Genomic DNA, 18,982 nt, shown 5'->3' with positions numbered 1-18,982 from the left:
GGGTGACAAATCAAGGGTTGCAATAACATATTCCGAAAGGGTGGCGGGGCCGACAGGCAGGCGCACGCAACGCGTGTGGAAAATTGGAGGAACCTCACGATGCCCAATTCAGGCCAGACGAACGACGAATGGTGGGTCAACGATCAGACGCCGGACAACCCTTATGGCAAGAGCGAGGATTATGAGTCCTTTCTCGACTATCTCGGGGCATTGCCCCGCAGCCTGACGCCGGAGATTGCGGCGGAACCGCTGAGGATCAACGTTTCCGAGCTCAACGACCACCCCGAATACAAGGCCGCCGCGATCGGTGCCTTGGAGATGTGGGCTTCCGTCACCCCCTTGAAATTCGAGATCGTCGACGACGCGCCGTTCGACAGCGCCACGGACTGGATGGAAGTTGTCAGCCCCGAACTCGGCGAGGAGGACGATGGCAGCGCCTATTCGAGCAATCGCTATGTTAGCATCGGTCAGCGTTTCCACGACACGGAACCGAACAAGACCGATATCGGCGGCTACGTCTTCGATTCCTTCATCCATGAATTCGGCCATGAATTCGGCCTGAACCATCCCGGCCTCTATAATTACAGCGGTCCCGGCGGCGTGCAGATCAACTATCTGAACAATGCGACCTGGACCTACGATCGCCAGCAATACAGCGTCATGTCCTATTTCGACGGGATCGATGTCGGCGAAACCAGCCGTTGGTCTGCATCGACGCCACTTATGGCCGACATCGAGGCCGTCATTCGTCGCTTTTTCTCGACCGTCGACGAGAATGGCGTGCGCACCTATCAGCACATCGAGCTCAACACCGGGGACAATGTCTACGGCTTCGGCAGCACGCAATATGGCTACCAGCTGACCTCGTCCGGCATGCAGCATGACATCGGCTTTGCGATCCATGACACCGGCGGCACCGATACGATCGACTTCTCCGGCTCGACGGCGGGTACGATCCTCGACCTGCGCGCCGGACAGTTCTCCAGCGTCAACGGCCACAGCAACAATGTGTCGATCTTCGCCGGACACAACGCCGATGCGACCGACTATTATGTCGAGAACGGCATCGGCAGCAGGTTTGAGGACATCCTGATCGGCAATGACGGCGCCAACACGCTCGACGGCCGCGGCGGCGGCGACCGCATGGCCGGCAATGGCGGCGACGATATCTATTTCGTCGATTCATGGGAGGACATCGTTCGCGAGGAGACGAACGACGGCAACGACACGGTCATCCTCCTGTCCAGGCACCTGAAAATCAGGAAAATCGCCAACGTCGAAAACATCATCTACGCCGACGAGTCGACGGCGCAGCCTGGCGATGGCGGCGGCGGGACCCCGCCGAGTGTCGGCGACAACACGATGACCAGCATGCTCTTCGGCACCGACGGAAACGACACGCTCGACGGCGGCGCCGGCGACGACACGATCTTCGGGCGGGGCGGTGACGACCTGATTATCGGCGGTCGTGACTCGCTCGCCAGCCGCGACGTCAACAATACGATCGATGTGGAGGACCTGGAAGACCAGACCGAAAGCGATGACGGCAACGACACGCTCTACGGCGGCGGCGGCAACGACACCATTCTCGGCGGCCAGGGCAACGACATTCTCGATGGTGGCGACGGCGACGATACGCTGAGCGGCCAGGACGGAGTGGATATATTCAGGGGAGGCGCGGGGCTCGACACGGTCGATTTCAGCAAGGAGAGCCCTTTCCAGCTGCTCGTCAACCTCGCCACGAATGTCGCCAGCGGCGGCACCGCCTCGGGTGACACTTTCTACAGCATCGAAAACCTGATCGGTTCCGATGACCGCATCGACCGCTTCATCGGCACGGCCGCCGCAAACCACTTCTGGGGCCAGGGCGGCGGGGATTATTTCAACGGCGGCGGCGGCAATGACGTCCTGGATGGCGGCAATGATGGCGACATCCTCTACGGCGAAGCCGGCAACGACACGATCGTCGGTGGCGCCGGTCAAGACTATCTGGACGGTGGCTCCGGCATTGACACGGTCGTCTACGCCGGTAGCCCCGACGGCGTGACGATCGATCTTGCCAACGGCACGGCCAGCGGTGGCGACGGTGATGGTCCGGTGCAAATCGTCGGCCGGGGTGCAGCGATCCGGCACGATATGCTCGTCGGCTTCGAAAATGCCATCGGTTCGTCGTTCGATGACCATCTCATCGGCAATGCGCTCGCCAATGAGCTCTCCGGCGGTACTGGCGACGACACGCTGACCGGCAGCGGCGGGGCTGACAGATTGAACGGTGGCGCCGGGAGCGATACGGCAGACTACGCTGACGCAACGAGCGGGGTCCGGCTTAGCCTTACTGGCGGCAGGTCCGGCGGAGATACCTATGTCTCCATCGAAAACCTGGCAGGTTCGGGCTTCAACGACCGACTGATCGGCAACAGTGCGGCCAATGTGTTGACCGGCCAGGGCGGGAACGACAGGATCGACGGCGGCGGCGGCGATGACACCCTGCTCGGCGATTTCGCCTATCAGGGCGACGCGCCGCCACGCCCGGGCATGGGAACCGGCTACACTACGCTCGGACCGGACGCGACGAACAACTCGATCGCAGCCGCGTTCGACATCTCCAACAACTTCTCGCTGACCGCCGACCCCGACATCTTCGATTCGACGACGGTCCTTCACACGACCGTCAACGCGACCGGGAACGGCCAGGGCGGATACTACAAGATCGATCTGGCGGCCGGCACTGTCATTACGATCGACATTGACGGCATTGCCGATCCGAATGTCCATGACAGTTGGGTCAGGCTGCTCGACAGCGCCGGCAACATCGTCGCTCAGAACGACGACGGCGGCGGCGACCCCGGATCTGCAAGCAACCGGGATTCCAGCCTGGTATTCGTCGCTCAGGAGACCGGTACCTATTACATACTGGAAGGCAGCTGGTCACCGACGGCGCCGGGCGATGGTTGGGCGGAAGCCGTGCCGGCAGGCTCGACCTATGAGTTGAACGTATCGGTCGAGTTCCCCCCCGCACCGGCCCAGCCGGGCGTTGCGGGCTCCGACACGCTCAATGGCGGCGCAGGCAGCGATCTTCTCGATGGCGGCCTGGCGGCCGACACGCTGACCGGCGGCGAGGGAGAGGATAGCTTCCGCTTCTCGACGGAGCTCGGCAGCGGCAATGTCGACTGGATTAGGGACTTCGGGGTCATCGACGACACGATCCTGCTGGACAACCTCATCTTTGAAAGCGTGGGTGCGGACGGTGCGCTCGCCCTGGGCGCGTTCTACGGGAGTGCTGCGGGTGTCGCTCATGACGCCGACGACCGCATCATCTACGATACCGATAGCGGCATCCTGTCCTATGACGCCGATGGCGCCGGAGACCTTGCAGCCATTCAGTATGCGCAGTTGAGCAGGAATCTGAATCTTTCGGCGAGCGACTTCATTATCGTCTGATTGAGGAGGGGGCGCTTTCAGGCGCCCCCCTCCAGTACTAGATTACCGTTGGTTTCTGTTTTCGAACCCATGGCTGAGCGGCAATGCCGCTAACGTACGGGACTCGCGGGGCAATCATGGAGAAAGTGTGTGATGAAGCACCCGACCGACCGTCGCACAGTGTTGATGACCGTCGCAGCTGCGGCTGTCGCCGCGGTCGCCGGGTCAGTCGCCGCGCAACCGGCGGATGTTCGCGGCACAGTCACGTTCGAGAGCGGCGCCGCTATCCCGCAGGGTCAGCTCAAGATTTATCTCGAGGACCCTGCCGTTCGGGACAATGCGCGACGTCGCATCACGGAAACGAGCATCAAGAGTGACGGAGGGTCAAAGACGATAGTCTTTTCCTTGTCCTCGCCCGCAAGCTCCACCACTTCGCCAAAACTGCGGATCGTTGCGCGCTTGGAGCGTGCGGATGGCTGGCTGCTTGCGCGCGGCAGCACGCAGCTCGAGCCGGGTTCGCCTGTCAACGTCACGCTCAACACCGTTGTGTATTAGAGGCCGGCGAGGAAGCGCTCCACACGATCCCATGTCAGTCTTGCGGCCGCGGCGTCGTGATCGGCGAGGGTGGGGTCGGTGTAAATATGGCCGGCGCCGGGATAGGTGAACATTTCGAGGGCGATCGGCGCTGCGGCGGCAGCCTTCCAGGCGGCAACCTCGTCGGCCGGCTCGAAAATATCCGGATCGGCAAGATGGACCTGCAACGGCACGCCCGCTCGGGCATTGGCGGGGAGTTCGGCGATGCTGTGCAGGAAGAGCACGCCGGCGGTTTCGGGACGCTTTGCCCAGAGGCTTGCGGCGACGGCCGCGCCCATCGAAAATCCGCCGAGCACTGCGGTCGCCGGCAGGTCGGCGACCGCCCGCTCGGCCCGCTCGAAAAGCCTTCGCCAGCCGATCCCGTCCCTCAGGGCGACAGCCTCGTCGACCGAGCCGGCAACGCGGCGATCATAAAGATCCGGCGTCACCACCTGGTGACCGAGCGCGGACAGGCGGTCGGCGGCATCGCGCTCGAGCGGGCGCAGGCCATAGGCGGAATGGAAAAGGATTACGGTCGCCATTCTCATACCTCTCGTGTTGGTTGCAGTGCCGGTGCAGTAAACCGGGCGGCAAGGGATTGAGCCTATCGCGTCAGTCGCGCCTCGCTCCAGTCCAGCGCGGCGAGGTCCTCGACGCGCGCTTCCGCATTGTCCGTCAGGATGAATTCGTCGATCTGCGGCGGCGGAACGCTGGTGCCGGAGAGCATCGAATGGATCTGGCCGCGGTGGTGCTGGCCGTGCAGGAAGACGTGCAGCAGGGTGTCGGCGACGGTCTCGGTGAGCGTCCGGTCCGGCCAGGGGATATTTATCTTCCGCGACAGCGCCTCGACCGTCAGCGTCTCACAGAAATCGACCAGCCAGTCGTCGACCTCGGCCCGTTCGGCCGCGAATCCGGCGGGCGTCGCGCGGCTGCCGGGCGGCGTCGACGGGCCTCTCAGATCGCCACGCAGCGTGTCGATATAGTAACGATCCGCATTCAGAAGGTGAACCATGGTTTCCTTCAACGAAGGAAAGAAGGACGTCCGGGTCGCCTCCCATTCGCCGGGCTGCAGCGCCACGCAGGCGCGATCGAGCCGCGCATTGGCAAGCCGGGCGTTGCGCGCCAGCTGGCGATAGGGTCGGCAGATGAGATCCGGCGGAGGGGTCACACCATCCATCCCTGGTTGCTTCGTCCTTACGTCCCGCACTTTGTGGGGCTTGCGGCAGGCGGAGTCAACGCGAGGACGCATGTATGCCGACCAGCCGCAGCCCACACTTGCGTGGATTCTCGCCCGGCGATCCTCTACATTCGTTCTGTGGGAGGGCCGTGTTTTGGAGCGCCGCCTCGCCGCCATTATGGCTTCCGATGTCGTTGGCTACTCGCGTCTGATCCGGAACGACGAGGATGGCACGCTCGCGGCGCTCAAGTCGCTGAGGGGTGATCTCATCGGGCCGAAGGTCGCGGAGCATCATGGGCGCATCGTCAAGCTTATGGGCGACGGCCTGCTGGCGGAATTCCCGAGCGTGGTGGAGGCGGTGCGGGCCGCCTGCGAGATGCAGCAGGCGATCGCCGATCGCAACACCGACCTGCCGGAGCGGCAACGGATCGAGTTCCGCGTCGGCGTCAATCTCGGCGATGTGGCGATCGATGGCGACGACATCTACGGTGACGGGGTGAATGTCGCGGCCCGCCTGGAGGCAATGGCCGAACCGGGCGGCGTCTACGTTTCCGGTGCCGTTCATGACCAGGTGCGCGATCGCCTCGATCTCCGGTTCGAGGATCTGGGCAAGCAGCAGGTGAAGAATATCGATCGCCCGGTGCGCGTCTGGCGCTGGGTACGCGACGCCGCGGCGCCCGACCACAATGTCGGCCAGCGGCAGCAATCGCCGGCGGGCCGGCCATCGATCATTGTGCTCCCCTTCAACAACATGAGTCGCGATGCCGATCAGGAGTATTTCAGCGATGGGATCACTGAGGACATCATTACCGATCTCAGCAAGGTCTCGGGCCTTTTCGTGATCGCGCGCAATTCGGCCTTCGTCTACAAGGACAAGGCGTTCAACGTCTCTCAGGTATGCCGGGAGCTCGGCGTCCGGCTCGCACTCGAAGGCAGCATTCGCAAGGCCGGAAACCGGGTTCGGGTGACCGCCCAGCTCATCGACGGATCGAGCGGCGGCCACGTATGGGCCGATCGGTACGATCGGGATCTTACCGACATATTCGAGGTCCAGGACGACATCACGCAGCAGATCGTGACGGCATTGAAGGTGACGCTCAGCGAAGCGGAGAAATCGCGCAATGCTGAGGCGGGCACAAGGGATGCCGGCGCCCACGATCTATTTCTGCGCGGCCGGGAATTGCTCCGAGCGGTCAAGAAAGATCGCGACATGTTCGAGCAGGCGACGGCATGCTTCCGGCGGGCGCTCACGCTCGACCCGAACTATGCCGCCCCTCATGCCGGCCTGGGCATGGCCTATATACTCGACTACCAGAACAGCTGGAGCGCCACGCCCGAGGCCTCGCTCCACAAGGCCGAGTGCTTCGCCGACGAGGCGATCGGCAAGGACGGCCAGGATCCGTACAACCACTTCGTGGTTTCCCTCGTTGCCATGTTCAGGCGCAATTATCAGCGCTGGGCGGAGGAGGCCGATCGCGCCCTGGCTCTCAATCCCAATTTCGCCTCAGCCCTGAACATCCGTGGGGTCCTGCACATCTATACCGGCGAGCCTGAGAAGGGGATCCCTTATATCGAACGGGCCATGCGCCTCGATCCCGCCGTGCAGCAGCAATATCTGCACTTCCTCGGCACCGCCTATTTCGTGGCTGGAGAGTACGAAAAGGCGGCCGCTCTCTTCAGCGACAGGATCGAAGTCAACCCGACCACGGATCTGTCGCGCGCCTTTCTCGCCTCGACCTTGGGGCATCTCGGCAAGCTTGACGAAGCCCATCGGGTTTGGCGCGATCTCATGGAGATCAATCCAAACTATTCGGCTGCGGAGCATGTTGCGCGATTGCCGTTCCGGGATGCTTCCGACGCCGAAAAGTTCACTGAGGGCCTAAGCAAGGCGGGCTTGCTCGAGTGAGGCTGCAGCAGGCCGCCAGGCGTCAGCTCTCCCGGCGCGGCTGCGCAAATTCCGGTATCTTGAAGCGCCGGCGATAGCTTCCCGGCGTCACGCCCGTCAGGCGTTTGAAAAGACGGCGGAAGAAAGCCGGTTCCTCATAGCCGACCTGCCAGCTGATTTCGTCGACCGGGGCCTTCGTCCGCTCAAGCCGGCGCTTGGCCTCTTCGATCCTCAGGCGCTGCACATAGGCGATCGGGCTCAGGCCCGTCGCGCCGGTGAACCTGCGCTTGAAGGTGCGCTCGGTCAGACCGGTCAGGCGGATCATCTCTTCGAGCGGATTGGCGACCGGGAAATGCGCCGCGAGCCAATCCTGGGCGGCGCTGATGGCGAGATCGTGATGATCCTTGCGCCCCTCGAAGGTCATATAGGGGGCGAGCCCGTCCTGGTGCCATTGCAGCGCGAAGAGCCGCGCAACGGCCTGGGCGGCGGTGGCGCCGGCATGGCGGGCGATCAGGTAGAGCACCAGGTCGTGCCAGGTCATCGAGGCGCCCGAGCTGATCAGTTCCTCGCGTTTGCCGGAGACGACCAGCACCTGTTCGGGCCGTATCGGCACCTTCGGAAAGGCCGACTCGAAGGCGCGCGCATAGCCGAAATGCACGGTCCCGTCCACGCCGTCGAAGAGCCCGGTTTCGGCGAGCAGGAAAATGCCCGAGCAGGCGGAGCAGAGGAGCGCGCCGTGCCGGTGCATCGCCTGGAGCCAGTCGACCAGCTCGGCGTGCCGGCCCTTTCGCCAGCCTTCCGGTCCGAGCAGGACCGAGGGGACGATGACGATGTCGGTCGTCTCGAGCGAGGCGATGCTGCGCTGGACGGAGATCGGCACATGACTGGCGAGCTGCAGCGGACCCTCATCCAGTCCGACGATCTCGACGCGGAAGGGCGGCGGGTCGAGCGGCGCATGGCCGAGCGGACCCATCAGGGCGAAGGCGTTCAAGACGTCAAAGATGCCGGTCAGCGTCGAGACCACCGCCTCGGGAATGGCGACGAGGCTGACATGGATCGGTTCAGGGCCGGTCTCGGCTCTCTGGCCTGGCATCTCGAATTCCCCCGTTGGCTGACGACGCCATGCAAACAGGCGGCGTGTGGCGCAAACGGCCCGATTGTGGACCGATCGGCTCTGCCGCTCAACCGCGATCGCTGCGATCCTCAGCCATCGCCGAAATTCATCGGCGCCCGTGGAGGAGAGACGAAGATGCAACAGACCCGGAAAAGGAGCGTGGACGCCGCCAAACTCGACGCGTTCGTCGCCCGCGCGATCGGCGACCTCTCGGCCGGCTATGGCGGCGTGATGGTGAGCCTCGGCCACCGGCTCGGGCTTTACAAGGCCATGGCGGAAGCCGGACCACTCACCTCGCGGGAGCTCGCGGGGCGCGCCGGCTGCGCCGAGCGCTATGTGCGCGAATGGCTGGGCTCGCAGCTTGCCGGCGGCTATGTCGGCTATCATGCGGTCAGCGACACCTATGAGCTTGCGCCGGAACAGGCGCTTGTGCTGGCCGACGAGGACAGCCCCTATTTCATCCCGAACGCCTGGGCGGTGCCGGCGTCGATGTGGACGGACGAGGAGAAGGCGCTCGAAGCCTTCCGAACCGGCAGGGGCATTGCCTGGGGCGACCATGACGGAAAGCTCTTCTGCGGGGTTGCGGCCTTCTACCGCAATGCCTACAGGGCAAGCCTGGTTTCCGAGTGGCTGCCGGCGCTCGACGGCGTCGTCGAGAAGCTTAAAGCCGGCGCACGCGTCGCCGATGTCGGCTGCGGTCACGGCCACTCGACGGTGCTGATGGCCGAGGCTTTCCCGGCCTCCGAGTTCCGCGGTTTCGACAATCATCTGGACTCCGTGGCGGAGGCGTGGAAGGTCGCCGCCTTGGCCGGCGTTGCCGAGCGGACGAGTTTTGCGACCGCCTGCGCCGACGATTATCCGGCTACCGGCTACGATCTCATCTGCTTCTTCGATTGCCTGCACGACATGGGCGATCCGGTCGCCGCCGCCGCGCATGCCGCGAAAGCCATCGCACCGGGCGGCACCGTGATGCTGGTCGAGCCCTTCGCCAACGACCGGGTCGAAGACAACGTCTCGCCGGTGGCGCGCATCTACTATGCCGCCTCGACGACGATCTGCTGCGCCCATGCGATCTCCGACGGCGGCCGCCTGGTGCTCGGCGCCCAGGCCGGCGAAGCGCGCCTCGAGGACGTGTTCCGCAAGGCCGGCTTCAGCCGTTTCCGGCGCGCGCTGGAAACGCCATTCAACCTGATCCTGGAGGCGCGCCTTTAGGACGCCGGTGGGACCTGAACCGTCCGGGCAGTAACGCGACTGCCCGGAACAATCGTCGCCGAGCTCGATTACGGGGAAAACGGAACCGCCGCTGGACGTGTGCCATGCCGAAAAGCTCTGAGACGAAGCCGACGATGATCGAGCCGCGCAAGGGAACGCCAAGCCCGAGGCTCGTGGAGAGCGAGTTTCGCCGGCGCTTTCTCATACGATTTCAGGACAAGGCTTTCGACGCGCTTCGCCCGGAACTGGACAGGATCGCCGCGGCGGCATGGGACGCCTACGACCATCAGCGAAAGGCGCCGCACACCCGCAAGGCTGGGCCTGAGTTCAAGGATCCCGACTATGAACTGTCGGTCGATTGGCTCGCGGCACGCGACGCTATTCATGCGGCGCAAGCGCGCCACGACGACCCGGAGGGGCCGGTGCGCATCCTGTTGATCAGCGGGTCGTCGCGTAGCGAGCACACCTGTCCCGGCGAAATGTCGAAGTCTTACAGACTGACGCGGATTGCGCAGGATGCGATGGATCAAACGGACGGGGTCACGACGACCGTTCTCGAGTTGCATCGCCTCGCTTCCGAATATGGGCGCATGATTCATCCGTGCAAGGCCTGCTTTTCCACGTCGCCGGCTTTGTGCCATTGGCCGTGTTCCTGCTACCCCAACTATTCGCTCGGCCAGATCGACGACTGGATGAACGAGATCTATCCGATGTGGGTCGAGGCGCATGGCATCATGATCGTCACGCCGGTCAACTGGTATCAGGTGAGCTCCCCGGTAAAGCTGATGATGGATCGGCTGGTTTGCGCCGACGGCGGCAATGCCGATCCGACCTCGACGAAGGGCAAAGATGCGACACTTGCCAAGGCACTCGAACTCGAGGGCTGGAGCTATCCGCGGTATCTTGCCGGGCGGCTCTTTTCGGTCGTCGTGCATGGCGACGTGGAAGGGGTCGAGAACGTTCGGCGCAGCCTGTCGGACTGGCTCTGCTACATGCATCTCGAACCGGCCGGGGCCCTGGCGGAGCTGGATCGCTATATCGGCTACTGGAAGCCCTATGCGCTGAGCCATGCGGAGCTCGACGCCGACGAGGCGGTGCAGGAAGAGGTCCGCAACGCGGCGCGGACCCTGGTGGAGGCGGTAACGTTCAAGCGACGCGGACAGCTGGTATCAGCCGGGAGAGAGCTTTCGCCACCGCGCCAGAAGTAATCGAAGCTCGCGGCCAGCGACGCCAGTAAACAACGATCGGTGCCGTGGACAAGCTCATAGTGCTGAGAGGGCAGCGATGTTCTTCCGATGGACCCCCTCGTAGGGCTCGAAATACGAAACGGCCCCCGTCGCCAGGTCCTCGGCGATGAAAACCTTGAGGGATGCGATGTCGGTTCGACCCTGTTTGATCGCATGCATCAACTGCTCGAGGTAACGGCGGTTGGCGTCGATGAGGCTTGCACCATATCCGCCTGCCGCGATCCGATCCGGATCGCCGTGGTTCGGCAGGATGCGATCGATCGGCCAGGTCGCCAGGCGCGCCAGTTCGCGAATGTGTTTCGCGGTGTTCTCCGCTTCGGACACATAGGTGACGGTGTCTTCGAGGGTATCGCCAGCTACAAGAATATTATCATCCGGCAACCAGAGGATCGTGCCGTCGGCACTGTGGATGTCAAAATGGTGGAGCTCGACACGGCGACTTCCGACCTCAAGATCCAGCCTCGCTTCAAAAAGACGATTTGGCATGACGAGCGGGCTGATGGGCGGGACGCGTGTGGTTAGCTGCTCGCGATTGGCATGAAGCAGGTCGGCGGTCAGCTTCAGCGCGATGATTTCACAATCGGCAAAGACCGCATTGCCGGCGACATGGTCGTTGTGCCAATGGCTGAGGGCGACCCGGATGGTCTTTGCGCCGAGCTCCTCGAGATGGCGCCTGACGGCTTGCGCATGGGCAAGCGAGATATGCGTGTCGTAGACGAGCGCCTCGCCTGCATCAAAGACCGCATAGGAGGCGACGCCCAGCTCATAGGCACCGTCATCGAGCCAATTCGGCTCCGCGCCATGAAGCCGCCGTCCCTCGATGCGGCCGTCGTAATAGGCAAAGACGCCGGGATGCGGTTCAAGGGTTCTCAGTGTCGAGGTCAGGTCTGACATGGGAGGCTTTCGAGCAAATTGGCTTGAATCGCTGCCGCGGCGATCCGCAGTGCGGCAGCGGGCAACGGCATTCGCGCGCGGGGCCCCGCGCCGGCGATTGATCGTCCTTTCTCCGGATCGTCAGGTCATCCGGCGAACCACCCAGAGGGACCGGCCCGCATGGGCGATGCCCGAGACGAGCCGCAGGCGAGGATCGTCCTTGAGCCGCTCGGCCTCGGCCGCATCGAGAAGCAGCGCCTGCCGGTCGGTCTCGTTGGCGTTCGGCGTAATCCAGCAGCGTCGGTCCTCGCAGCAGAGTCCGGCTTCCGGATGCTCCAGCAGGTATTCGATCGCGTATCCGGCTTCCACCTTTCGCAGTTCCGCGTCGATCGACATCTTCCTTCCTCCCGACCTGAGATGGCTCGGGGATTATACCTGATTGTGGGTGGGCCCCAAGTAGCGGCCACCTCGTCGTGCCGGCAGTGTGTGGGCTTCGTCGAAATGTCGGTGGGCCGGACTGGCCTTGACCAGCTGAGATCAACGATTTAAGCAAGCCGTCGACGGTTCCCCGACGATGAAGCGAAGGGGATTAATAGGGAACACGGTGCGGACGACCCAATAGGGACCAAGACCGTGGCTGCCCCCGCAACTGTAAGCGGATTGCCGCCCATCCTCGTGACGCGAGTAGCGTCATGCCACTGCGAAATTGATCGCGGGAAGGCAGATGGACGGCAGATATCCGCGAGCCAGGAGACCTGCCGTCATGCGTTCACTCCAATCACGGGCGGGGATGCCCGGAACAGGACACACGATGACCTCTCCTTGCGCCGACCCGCGCCTTGCCTCCGGTCTTTCCCGTTCCGCGAAGCCGCCGAGCTGTCCGCAGCCGGGCTGACTCCGTCCGTCCGCACTGCGACCGACTGAATTCGAATCCGGGGAATAGACTCATGAAAAGCATATTTGCGAAATCGAAACACCGCGTCCTGTGCGCTGCCGCCGTTCTCATGGCGGCGATCGGCACGGAGGCGAAAGCCGCCGAAACCAGCTATCCGCTCACGCTCAGCAATTGCGGCCGCCAGGTCACCTTCCAGAAAGCGCCCGAACGGGCCGTCTCGATCGGCCAGAGCAGCACGGAAATCCTCTATCTGCTCGGTGTCCAGGATCGGATGGTCGGCACCGCCGTCTGGATCGGCCCGGTGATCAAGGGCTACGAGGAGGTGAATGCCAAGGTCGAGCGGCTCGCCGACAACGACCCGAGCTTCGAAAGCGTCGTCGCCAAGAAGCCGGATCTCGTGACGGCGCAGTTCCAGTGGCATGTCGGGCCGGAAGGCATCGTCGCCACGCCGGAGCAGCTCGAGGAGCTCCGCATTCCGGTCTACACGTCGCCGGCCGATTGCCTCGGCAAGGACAATACCGGTGGCGGCGATGGCGTTCGCCATTCGGTGTTCACGATGGACCTGATCTACCAGGAAATCACCGAACTCGCCCAGATATTCAACGTCCAGGACCGCGGAGAGAAGCTCGTCACCGAGCTGAAGGCGCGTGAAGATGCGGCCAAGAAGAAGATCGCCTCGGCGGACGGCAAGCTTTCCGCAGTGTTCTGGTTCTCGAGCGCCGAGCTCGACATCGATCCCTATGTCGCCGGCAAGAACGGCGCGCCGGGCTATATCATGCGCTCGCTCGGCATCAAGAACGTCATCGACAGTGAAGAGGAATGGCCGACGGTCGGCTGGGAAACGATCGCCAAGTCCGGCCCGACATTGATCGTCGCAGGCCAGATGGAGCGCCGGCGGTTCCCTGCCGACGACGTCGCCGTCAAGCACAAGTTCCTGAAGTCCGATCCGGTCACGAGCCTGATGCCTGCCGTGAAGGACGGCCATGTGGTCGAAATGGACGCCCAGGCGATGAACCCGACGATCCGGACCATCGAAGGCATCGAGGTGCTGGCCGAGGCGGTCGAGAAATCCGGACTGAACAAGTGATCGGCACCGCGCCATCCCTGTCCCGGACAAGCGCCAGCCTGCTGGCGATCGTCGTGCTGCTCGTCGCGCTCTGGCTGGGTGCGGCAATCGGCGAGACGGCCATTCCGATGGGCGTCGTCGCCAAGACGGTCGCCAACCGGCTGTGGGATGCCGGCTACAGGCTCGATGCGCTCGACGAGGGCATCATCTGGAATTACCGGGTGAGCCGCGCCATCGTCGCCGCCAGCTGCGGTTCGGCGCTGGCGCTTTCGGGCGTCGTGCTGCAATCGCTGCTGCGCAATCCGCTGGCCGACCCCTATATCCTTGGCATTTCCGCGGGTGCATCGACCGGTGCGGTCGGCGTCGCCGTCCTTGGCATCGGTGCCGGGCTGTTGACGCTGCCGCTCGGCGCCTTCGCCGGCGCGCTGCTGGCCTTCGGTCTCGTCAGCCTGCTGGCGATGCGGGCGGGCAGGGGCAATGGCGCGATCATCCTGGCCGGCGTTGCCGGTTCGCAGCTCTTCAACGCGCTCACTTCCTTGATCGTCACCAAGGCCGCCAACGCGGAGCAGGCGCGGGCGATCATGTTTTGGCTTCTCGGCAATCTCTCCGGCGTGCGCTGGCCCGATGTCTGGCTCGCCGTGCCCGTCGCCTTGGTCGGCCTCATCTTCTGCCTCTGGCATGCCCGCGCCCTTGACGCATTCACCTTCGGCTCCGAATCCGCCGCCTCGCTCGGCATTCCGGTGCGCCGCGTCTATGCCGTGCTGATCGGCATATCGGCGATGATGACGGCGACCATGGTGAGCATCGTCGGGTCGATCGGCTTCGTCGGGCTCGTCATTCCGCACGTCGCCCGCATGATCGTTGGCGTTCGGCACGGATTGCTGCTGCCAGTCTCGGCCTTGGTGGGAGCGGTGTTCATGATCGCCGCCGACATCGTGTCACGCATCATCATTCCCGGGCAGGTGCTGCCGATCGGCGTCGTCACCGCGCTCGTCGGCGCGCCCGCCTTCGCCGTCATCCTCAGTCAGCGCAGGACAGTTCGATGAACCTCTCCGCTTGCAACGTCTCCTGGTCGGCCGGTGGGGGCTCGATCCTCGAGGACGTCTCGCTCGACGTCGTCGCCGGTGAGTTCCTCGGCATCGTCGGTCCGAACGGCTCCGGCAAGACCAGCCTGATGTCGCTGCTTGCCGGCCTGCGGCGCCCCCGGTCCGGCCGGGTGCTGCTCGACGGAGAGAGCGTCGACAGGCTGGGCCGGAAGGAGATCGCCAAGCGCATCGCGCTGGTTGAGCAGCAGGCCGAAACGGGCGAGCGCATCTCGGCGCGCCAGGCGGTGGAACTCGGCCGCACGCCGCATCTCGGGCCGCTCACGCCATGGTCGGCTGTGGATGAGGCCATCGTCGACGAGGCCATCCGCAATGTCGGCATGGCAAAGCTCGCCGCGCGGCTGTGGCACACGCTGTCGGGCGGCGAGCGGCAGCGCCTGCACATCGCCCGGGCGCTGGCGCAGCAGCCGCAAATTCTTCTTCTCGACGAGCCGACCAACCACCTCGACGTCGGCCATCAGATCGGTCTCCTGCATCTGGTGCGCCAGCAGCAGCTGACGGCTGTCGCGGCACTCCACGATCTCAACCATGCCGCGATGTTCTGCGACCGGGTCGCGCTGATGAGCGGCGGCCGGATCGCTGCGCTGGGACGCCCCTGCGAGGTCCTCACCGAAGAGCGGATCCGCACCGTCTTCGGTGTCGACGTCGATGTCGAGCACCAGGGCGAAGGCCGTTGCCATATCCGTTACCGCGCCCCCGGTTGTCCGCGCGGCGAAAGGCCGATGCTGAAGAGGATTTCATGATCAAGCTTGCCAGGCTGCTGTTGACCGCCCTGATCGCGATCTCGATGCCGGCTTTGGCCAGTGCCGAGACGGTCGAGGTCAAGATGCTGAACCGGGGCGAAAAGGGATCGATGGTCTTCGAACCGGATTTCCTGGCGCTTCAGCCGGGCGACAGCGTCAAGTTCATCGCCACCAACAAGAGCCACAATGCCGCGACGATCGACGGCATGGTTCCGGACGGGCATCCGGGCTTCAAGGGCAAGATCAACGAGGAGATCGTCGTCACCTTCGATCGGCCCGGCTTCTACGGCATCAAATGCTCGCCGCATTTCGGCATGGGCATGGTGATGCTGATCAAGGTCGGGAACGTCGCGCTCCCGCAAAGCTATCGGGCGGTGGAGTTTCCGGCCCGGGCGAAACCGCGCTTCGAGGCACTCTTTGCCAGGACGGAGGCGGAGCTGGCGGGGAAGTAGCGGTCGGGACGACCGGTCGCTTCCGCGGCGCGATTGTATTGACCGGCGAGTGGTGGCCGCCAAAGCGAATGATGGAGGTTTTGCACCATCAGGGAACCAGAACTACCGAGCCGGTCGTGCGCCGCGCCTCCAGTTCCTCATGCGCCCTCAAGGCATCCGACAGCGGATAAGTCGTGACATGCGGCGCTCGTACGACCCCGGCCTCGATGGCCGCGAACAGGTTTTTTGCCGCGGCTTCGTACTCGCTGCGCTTTGCAGTGTAATGCGCGATCGACGGACGGGTGACGTATAGCGATCCCTTTGCCCCCAGCGAGGCCACGTTCAGGGATGGGATCGCGCCGGAGGATTCCCCGAAGCTCACCAGCGTGCCGCGCGGGCGCAGGCATTCGAGCGACTTCGTGAAGGTGTCGGCCCCGACCGAGTCATAGACGACATCCACCCCCTTGCCGCCGGTAATCTCGGCGATGCGGGCCTGAAAATCCCCCTCGGTGTAGACGACGGCATGATCGCAGCCGTTGGCTCTCGCTATCTCGGCCTTTTCGGTCGAACCGACCGTACCGATGACGGTCGCACCGATCCGGTGCAGCCATTGGCAGGCGATCGACCCAACCCCGCCGGCCGCCGCATGAAGGAGCACGGTGTCGCCCCTGGCGATCGGCACGCAGCGGTGGATAAGGTATTCGACCGTCAGCCCCTTGAAGACCAGGGCGGCAACCTCGATGCTGTCCAGCCCCTCGGGCACAATAAGGGCGCGGGCGGCGGGCAGGTTGCGGTCCTTGGCATAGGCCCCGGGCGGTCCGCCGACATAGGCGACTCGCTGACCAAGGGCAAAGCCGCTGACGCCGTCGCCCACGGCGGTGACCAGGCCCACGCCTTCGACGCCAAGGCCGCTCGGCAATGCCAGCGGCGCGGCGAAGACACCCCGGCGGTGATAGACATCGATATAGTTCACACCGATCGCCAGATGGCGGATCTGGATCTCGCCCGGTGCCGGGTCGGGCAATGCCTGTGCCTGCCACTTCAACACGGCCGGTGCGCCAAATTCGGAAAATCGGAAAGCTTCGGTTTCGGCTGTCATGGTCCTCACTCGCAAGGGTTTTGGCAAGGATCGCTTGCGTTTTGACGGAAGTCGAGAAACCATTCCGCAATCCGATTTTGCGAAAATGGAAAGCAAATGGACTGGAACGACCTGAAATTCTTCCTAGCCGTTGCCAACATGGGATCGCTGAGCGCAGCCTCCACCCAGTTGGGCGTCAGCCCTTCGACCGTGTCGCGGCGGATCGAGGCGCTGGAGGCGGGGTTGAAGGTCAAGCTCTTCCGCCCCCACCGGGACGGCTATGATCTGACGCCGGCCGGGCGAGAGCTGCTGCCAGGGGCTGAGCGTGCCGAGGCGCAGATGCGCGTTTTCGAGCGCACGGCGCGCGGGAAGGACAGCGAGCTTGCCGGACCGGTGCGCATCAACGCGCCGGAACTCCTGGGTCAGGAGGTCCTGCTGCCCCGCCTGGCGGGGTTTCTGCAAAGCCACCCGGATATCCGGATCGAGATGCACTCGAGCGTGCGCCCGCTGCAGCTGGTGACAGAGCAGGCCGACATCGTCCTGCGGCTCGTCCGGCCCGAACGGGGCAATTATCGCCAGCGCAAGCTGGGCCACGTCGTTTTCGGCATCTATGCCGCACCGGACTACATCGCCTGTTCAGGGCACCCCTGCAAGCCCCGCCGACCTCTACCGTCACCGCGTCATCGGCTGGACCGAGGATCTGCGCTACCTCCTCATGGCGACCTGGCTGGAGGCGCTGTGTCCCGGCCTTCAACCTGCCCTGCGGCTGTCTTCGCTTAATGCGCAAATGGCGGCGGTGAGAAGCGGCCTCGGCCTTGCCGTGCTGCCCCGTTTTGTCGCCGAGCCCGCCGGGCTGGTCGCGCTGCTACCGGAGGCGCCTCGGCTGATGCCCGAGCTTTGGATGTTGGTGCATGAGCAGGCGGCCGCCGTGCCTCGGGTTCGAAGCGTCAAGGATGCGTTGACCGCGGCGCTGGCGGATTTCAGGGCGCGTTCTTCCGGCGCCGTTTAGAGATCCTGCTGCAGCCAGCTTTGGAGAGTCGCGATACAACTCTAAACTCGGCATTGAAATCGATTACATTTTCTGGCTTCATAGCGCTCGCATGATTTGGGAGGATCTCATGACGAAATTCATTGCTTTTGCGCTCGGTACAGTTGCGTCCCTTGTTGTCTCCGCCTCGGTGGTCAATGCGGAAACCTTCAAGATCGGCCTTTCGAACGGCTGGGTCGGCAGCGAGTGGCGCACCCAGATGATCGACGAGGCCAAGGAAGCCGCGGCGAAATGGAAGGACAAGGGGGTCGACGTCGAAGTTTCGGTGCAGAGCGCCAATGTCGACGTGCCCGGGCAGATCGCCCATATCCGCAACTTCATCGCCGAAGGCGTCAACGCCATCATCGTCAATCCGAACAGCCCGACGGCCTTCGATCCGATCTTCGCGCAGGCGAAGGAAGCCGGCATCCTGGTGATCGCGACGGACGCCGAAGTCTCCTCGCCCGATGCGATCTATGTCGGCATCGACCAGACCGCCTGGGGTGCTGCCGGCGCCAAGTGGCTCGCCGAGACGCTCGACGGCAAGGGCAAGGTGGTGGCGATCAACGGCGTTGCCGGGCATCCGGCCAACGAGATGCGCGTCGCCGGCTACAAGTCGGTGTTCAAGGACTTTCCGGATATCCAGATCGTCAACGAGGTGAACGCCAACTGGGATCAGGCCCAGGGTCAGCAGTCGATGCAGAACATTCTTGCTACCTATCCGGACATCAACGGCGTGGTGGTGCAGGACGGCATGGCGGCTGGCGCCTGGAAGTCGATCACGGATGCCGGCAAGAAGGACCAGATCGCCGCGACCGGCGAGATCCGCAAGGATTTTATCGACCTCTGGATCAAGGAGAAGCTGAACTCCGGCGCCACCGTCAACCCGCCCGGCGTCATGGCGAGTGCACTCAACGTCGCGGTGCTGATGCTGCAGGGCAAGGAGCTGAAGGAACCGGCCAAGGCCGGCCAATACGGCAACGCCCTCTACCTGCCGATCCCGTTCATCGACTCGAAGAACGTCGAGGAGGCGGCAAAGCAGCTCGAAGGCAAGCCCGGCTACTATTCCTATACGAGCTCGCTTACGATCGAAGACGCGGAAGCGCTCTTCAAGTAAGCCTTTCGACGTCGAGCGCGG

At 63.9% G+C, this 18,982-nt stretch carries 18 protein-coding genes and 1 riboswitch; of the genes, 12 read left to right on the top strand and 6 right to left on the bottom strand.

Translation table 11 applies throughout. The features are described from left to right. Positions 1–99 precede the first annotated feature (99 nt). Together ATC00_RS12230 and ATC00_RS12225 are read left to right on the top strand one after the other, a co-directional pair. Positions 100–3,441 carry a M10 family metallopeptidase C-terminal domain-containing protein gene (locus ATC00_RS12230; protein WP_064252953.1) on the top strand — a complete coding sequence of 1,114 codons (3,342 nt, stop codon included), beginning with the start codon at positions 100–102 and terminating at the stop codon, positions 3,439–3,441. Positions 3,442–3,573: 132 nt separating this feature from the next. Beyond that, complete coding sequence (locus tag ATC00_RS12225; RefSeq protein ID WP_064252952.1) at positions 3,574–3,975, top strand: hypothetical protein; 402 nt, start codon at positions 3,574–3,576, stop codon at positions 3,973–3,975. Here ATC00_RS12225 and ATC00_RS12220 read toward each other — a convergent pair. Continuing rightward, positions 3,972–4,535, bottom strand: a complete 564-nt coding sequence (locus tag ATC00_RS12220) for a dienelactone hydrolase family protein (protein ID WP_064252951.1) — start codon at positions 4,533–4,535, stop codon at positions 3,972–3,974. The genes ATC00_RS12225 and ATC00_RS12220 overlap by 4 nt on opposite strands. A gap of 62 nt (positions 4,536–4,597) precedes the next feature. After that, positions 4,598–5,170: a DinB family protein gene (locus ATC00_RS12215; protein ID WP_064252950.1), complete on the bottom strand. Its 573-nt coding sequence runs from the start codon at positions 5,168–5,170 to the stop codon at positions 4,598–4,600. Between the two features lie 154 nt (positions 5,171–5,324). On the opposite strand from ATC00_RS12215, the gene ATC00_RS12210 reads away from it, so the two are divergent. Next, positions 5,325–7,076: an adenylate/guanylate cyclase domain-containing protein gene (locus ATC00_RS12210; protein WP_234782283.1), complete on the top strand. Its 1,752-nt coding sequence runs from the start codon at positions 5,325–5,327 to the stop codon at positions 7,074–7,076. 22 nt (positions 7,077–7,098) lie between these two features. Here the strand turns inward: ATC00_RS12210 and ATC00_RS12205 are convergent, their stop codons facing one another. Then, positions 7,099–8,148 (bottom strand): GlxA family transcriptional regulator, encoded by a 1,050-nt coding sequence (locus tag ATC00_RS12205; protein WP_064252949.1) that lies wholly within the window; start codon positions 8,146–8,148, stop codon positions 7,099–7,101. A gap of 156 nt (positions 8,149–8,304) precedes the next feature. On the opposite strand from ATC00_RS12205, the gene ATC00_RS12200 reads away from it, so the two are divergent. Together ATC00_RS12200 and ATC00_RS12195 are read left to right on the top strand one after the other, a co-directional pair. Next, the gene (locus ATC00_RS12200) at positions 8,305–9,381 is read left to right on the top strand and encodes a class I SAM-dependent methyltransferase (protein ID WP_064252948.1); all 1,077 of its coding nucleotides are present in this window, start codon (positions 8,305–8,307) and stop codon (positions 9,379–9,381) included. Positions 9,382–9,485: 104 nt separating this feature from the next. After that, positions 9,486–10,589 (top strand): flavodoxin family protein, encoded by a 1,104-nt coding sequence (locus ATC00_RS12195; RefSeq protein ID WP_082912254.1) that lies wholly within the window; start codon positions 9,486–9,488, stop codon positions 10,587–10,589. Positions 10,590–10,643: 54 nt separating this feature from the next. Here ATC00_RS12195 and ATC00_RS12190 read toward each other — a convergent pair whose 3' ends face one another. Continuing rightward, positions 10,644–11,522, bottom strand: a complete 879-nt coding sequence (locus ATC00_RS12190) for an MBL fold metallo-hydrolase (protein ID WP_064252947.1) — start codon at positions 11,520–11,522, stop codon at positions 10,644–10,646. 120 nt (positions 11,523–11,642) lie between these two features. Continuing rightward, positions 11,643–11,897, bottom strand: coding sequence for a hypothetical protein (locus tag ATC00_RS12185; RefSeq protein ID WP_064252946.1), 255 nt, complete (start codon positions 11,895–11,897; stop codon positions 11,643–11,645). Positions 11,898–12,045: 148 nt separating this feature from the next. After that, positions 12,046–12,278: riboswitch (cobalamin riboswitch) on the top strand. A gap of 170 nt (positions 12,279–12,448) precedes the next feature. On the opposite strand from ATC00_RS12185, the gene ATC00_RS32540 reads away from it, so the two are divergent. Genes ATC00_RS32540 through ATC00_RS12165 form a run of 4 tightly spaced genes read left to right on the top strand, consistent with a single transcriptional unit; the run spans position 12,449 to position 15,760 of the window. Beyond that, a complete protein-coding gene (locus ATC00_RS32540; RefSeq protein ID WP_064252945.1) occupies positions 12,449–13,483 on the top strand; it encodes an ABC transporter substrate-binding protein in 1,035 nt (344 codons plus the stop codon). Then, positions 13,480–14,508: a FecCD family ABC transporter permease gene (locus ATC00_RS12175; protein WP_052035622.1), complete on the top strand. Its 1,029-nt coding sequence runs from the start codon at positions 13,480–13,482 to the stop codon at positions 14,506–14,508. Before ATC00_RS32540 ends, ATC00_RS12175 begins: the two co-directional genes overlap by 4 nt. Continuing rightward, positions 14,505–15,308, top strand: a complete 804-nt coding sequence (locus ATC00_RS12170; protein ID WP_064252944.1) for an ABC transporter ATP-binding protein — start codon at positions 14,505–14,507, stop codon at positions 15,306–15,308. The genes ATC00_RS12175 and ATC00_RS12170 overlap by 4 nt, the downstream gene beginning before the upstream one ends. Continuing rightward, the gene (locus ATC00_RS12165; protein WP_064252943.1) at positions 15,305–15,760 is read left to right on the top strand and encodes a pseudoazurin; all 456 of its coding nucleotides are present in this window, start codon (positions 15,305–15,307) and stop codon (positions 15,758–15,760) included. Before ATC00_RS12170 ends, ATC00_RS12165 begins: the two co-directional genes overlap by 4 nt. An 88-nt stretch (positions 15,761–15,848) precedes the next feature. On the opposite strand, the gene ATC00_RS12160 is transcribed toward ATC00_RS12165, so the two are convergent. Further along, positions 15,849–16,838 (bottom strand): quinone oxidoreductase family protein, encoded by a 990-nt coding sequence (locus ATC00_RS12160; RefSeq protein ID WP_064252942.1) that lies wholly within the window; start codon positions 16,836–16,838, stop codon positions 15,849–15,851. Positions 16,839–16,934: 96 nt separating this feature from the next. Between ATC00_RS12160 and ATC00_RS12155 the strand changes: the two genes are divergently transcribed. The 3 genes from ATC00_RS12155 (at position 16,935) to ATC00_RS12150 (ending at position 18,961) form a co-directional block, all read left to right on the top strand. Further along, a complete protein-coding gene (locus ATC00_RS12155; RefSeq protein ID WP_234782282.1) occupies positions 16,935–17,597 on the top strand; it encodes a LysR family transcriptional regulator in 663 nt (220 codons plus the stop codon). Then, complete coding sequence (locus ATC00_RS33380) at positions 17,533–17,826, top strand: LysR substrate-binding domain-containing protein (protein WP_412458385.1); 294 nt, start codon at positions 17,533–17,535, stop codon at positions 17,824–17,826. The genes ATC00_RS12155 and ATC00_RS33380 overlap by 65 nt, the downstream gene beginning before the upstream one ends. Positions 17,827–17,935: 109 nt before the next feature. Beyond that, positions 17,936–18,961 carry an ABC transporter substrate-binding protein gene (locus ATC00_RS12150; protein WP_064253068.1) on the top strand — a complete coding sequence of 342 codons (1,026 nt, stop codon included), beginning with the start codon at positions 17,936–17,938 and terminating at the stop codon, positions 18,959–18,961. Positions 18,962–18,982: the final 21 nt, after the last annotated feature.

It is taken from the genome of Sinorhizobium americanum (genome assembly GCF_001651855.1).
Classification (GTDB): Bacteria; Pseudomonadota; Alphaproteobacteria; order Rhizobiales; family Rhizobiaceae; genus Sinorhizobium; species Sinorhizobium americanum.
The sequence above is the reverse complement of the archived record's forward strand: the minus strand, read 5'-3'. Positions and strand labels throughout refer to the sequence as shown.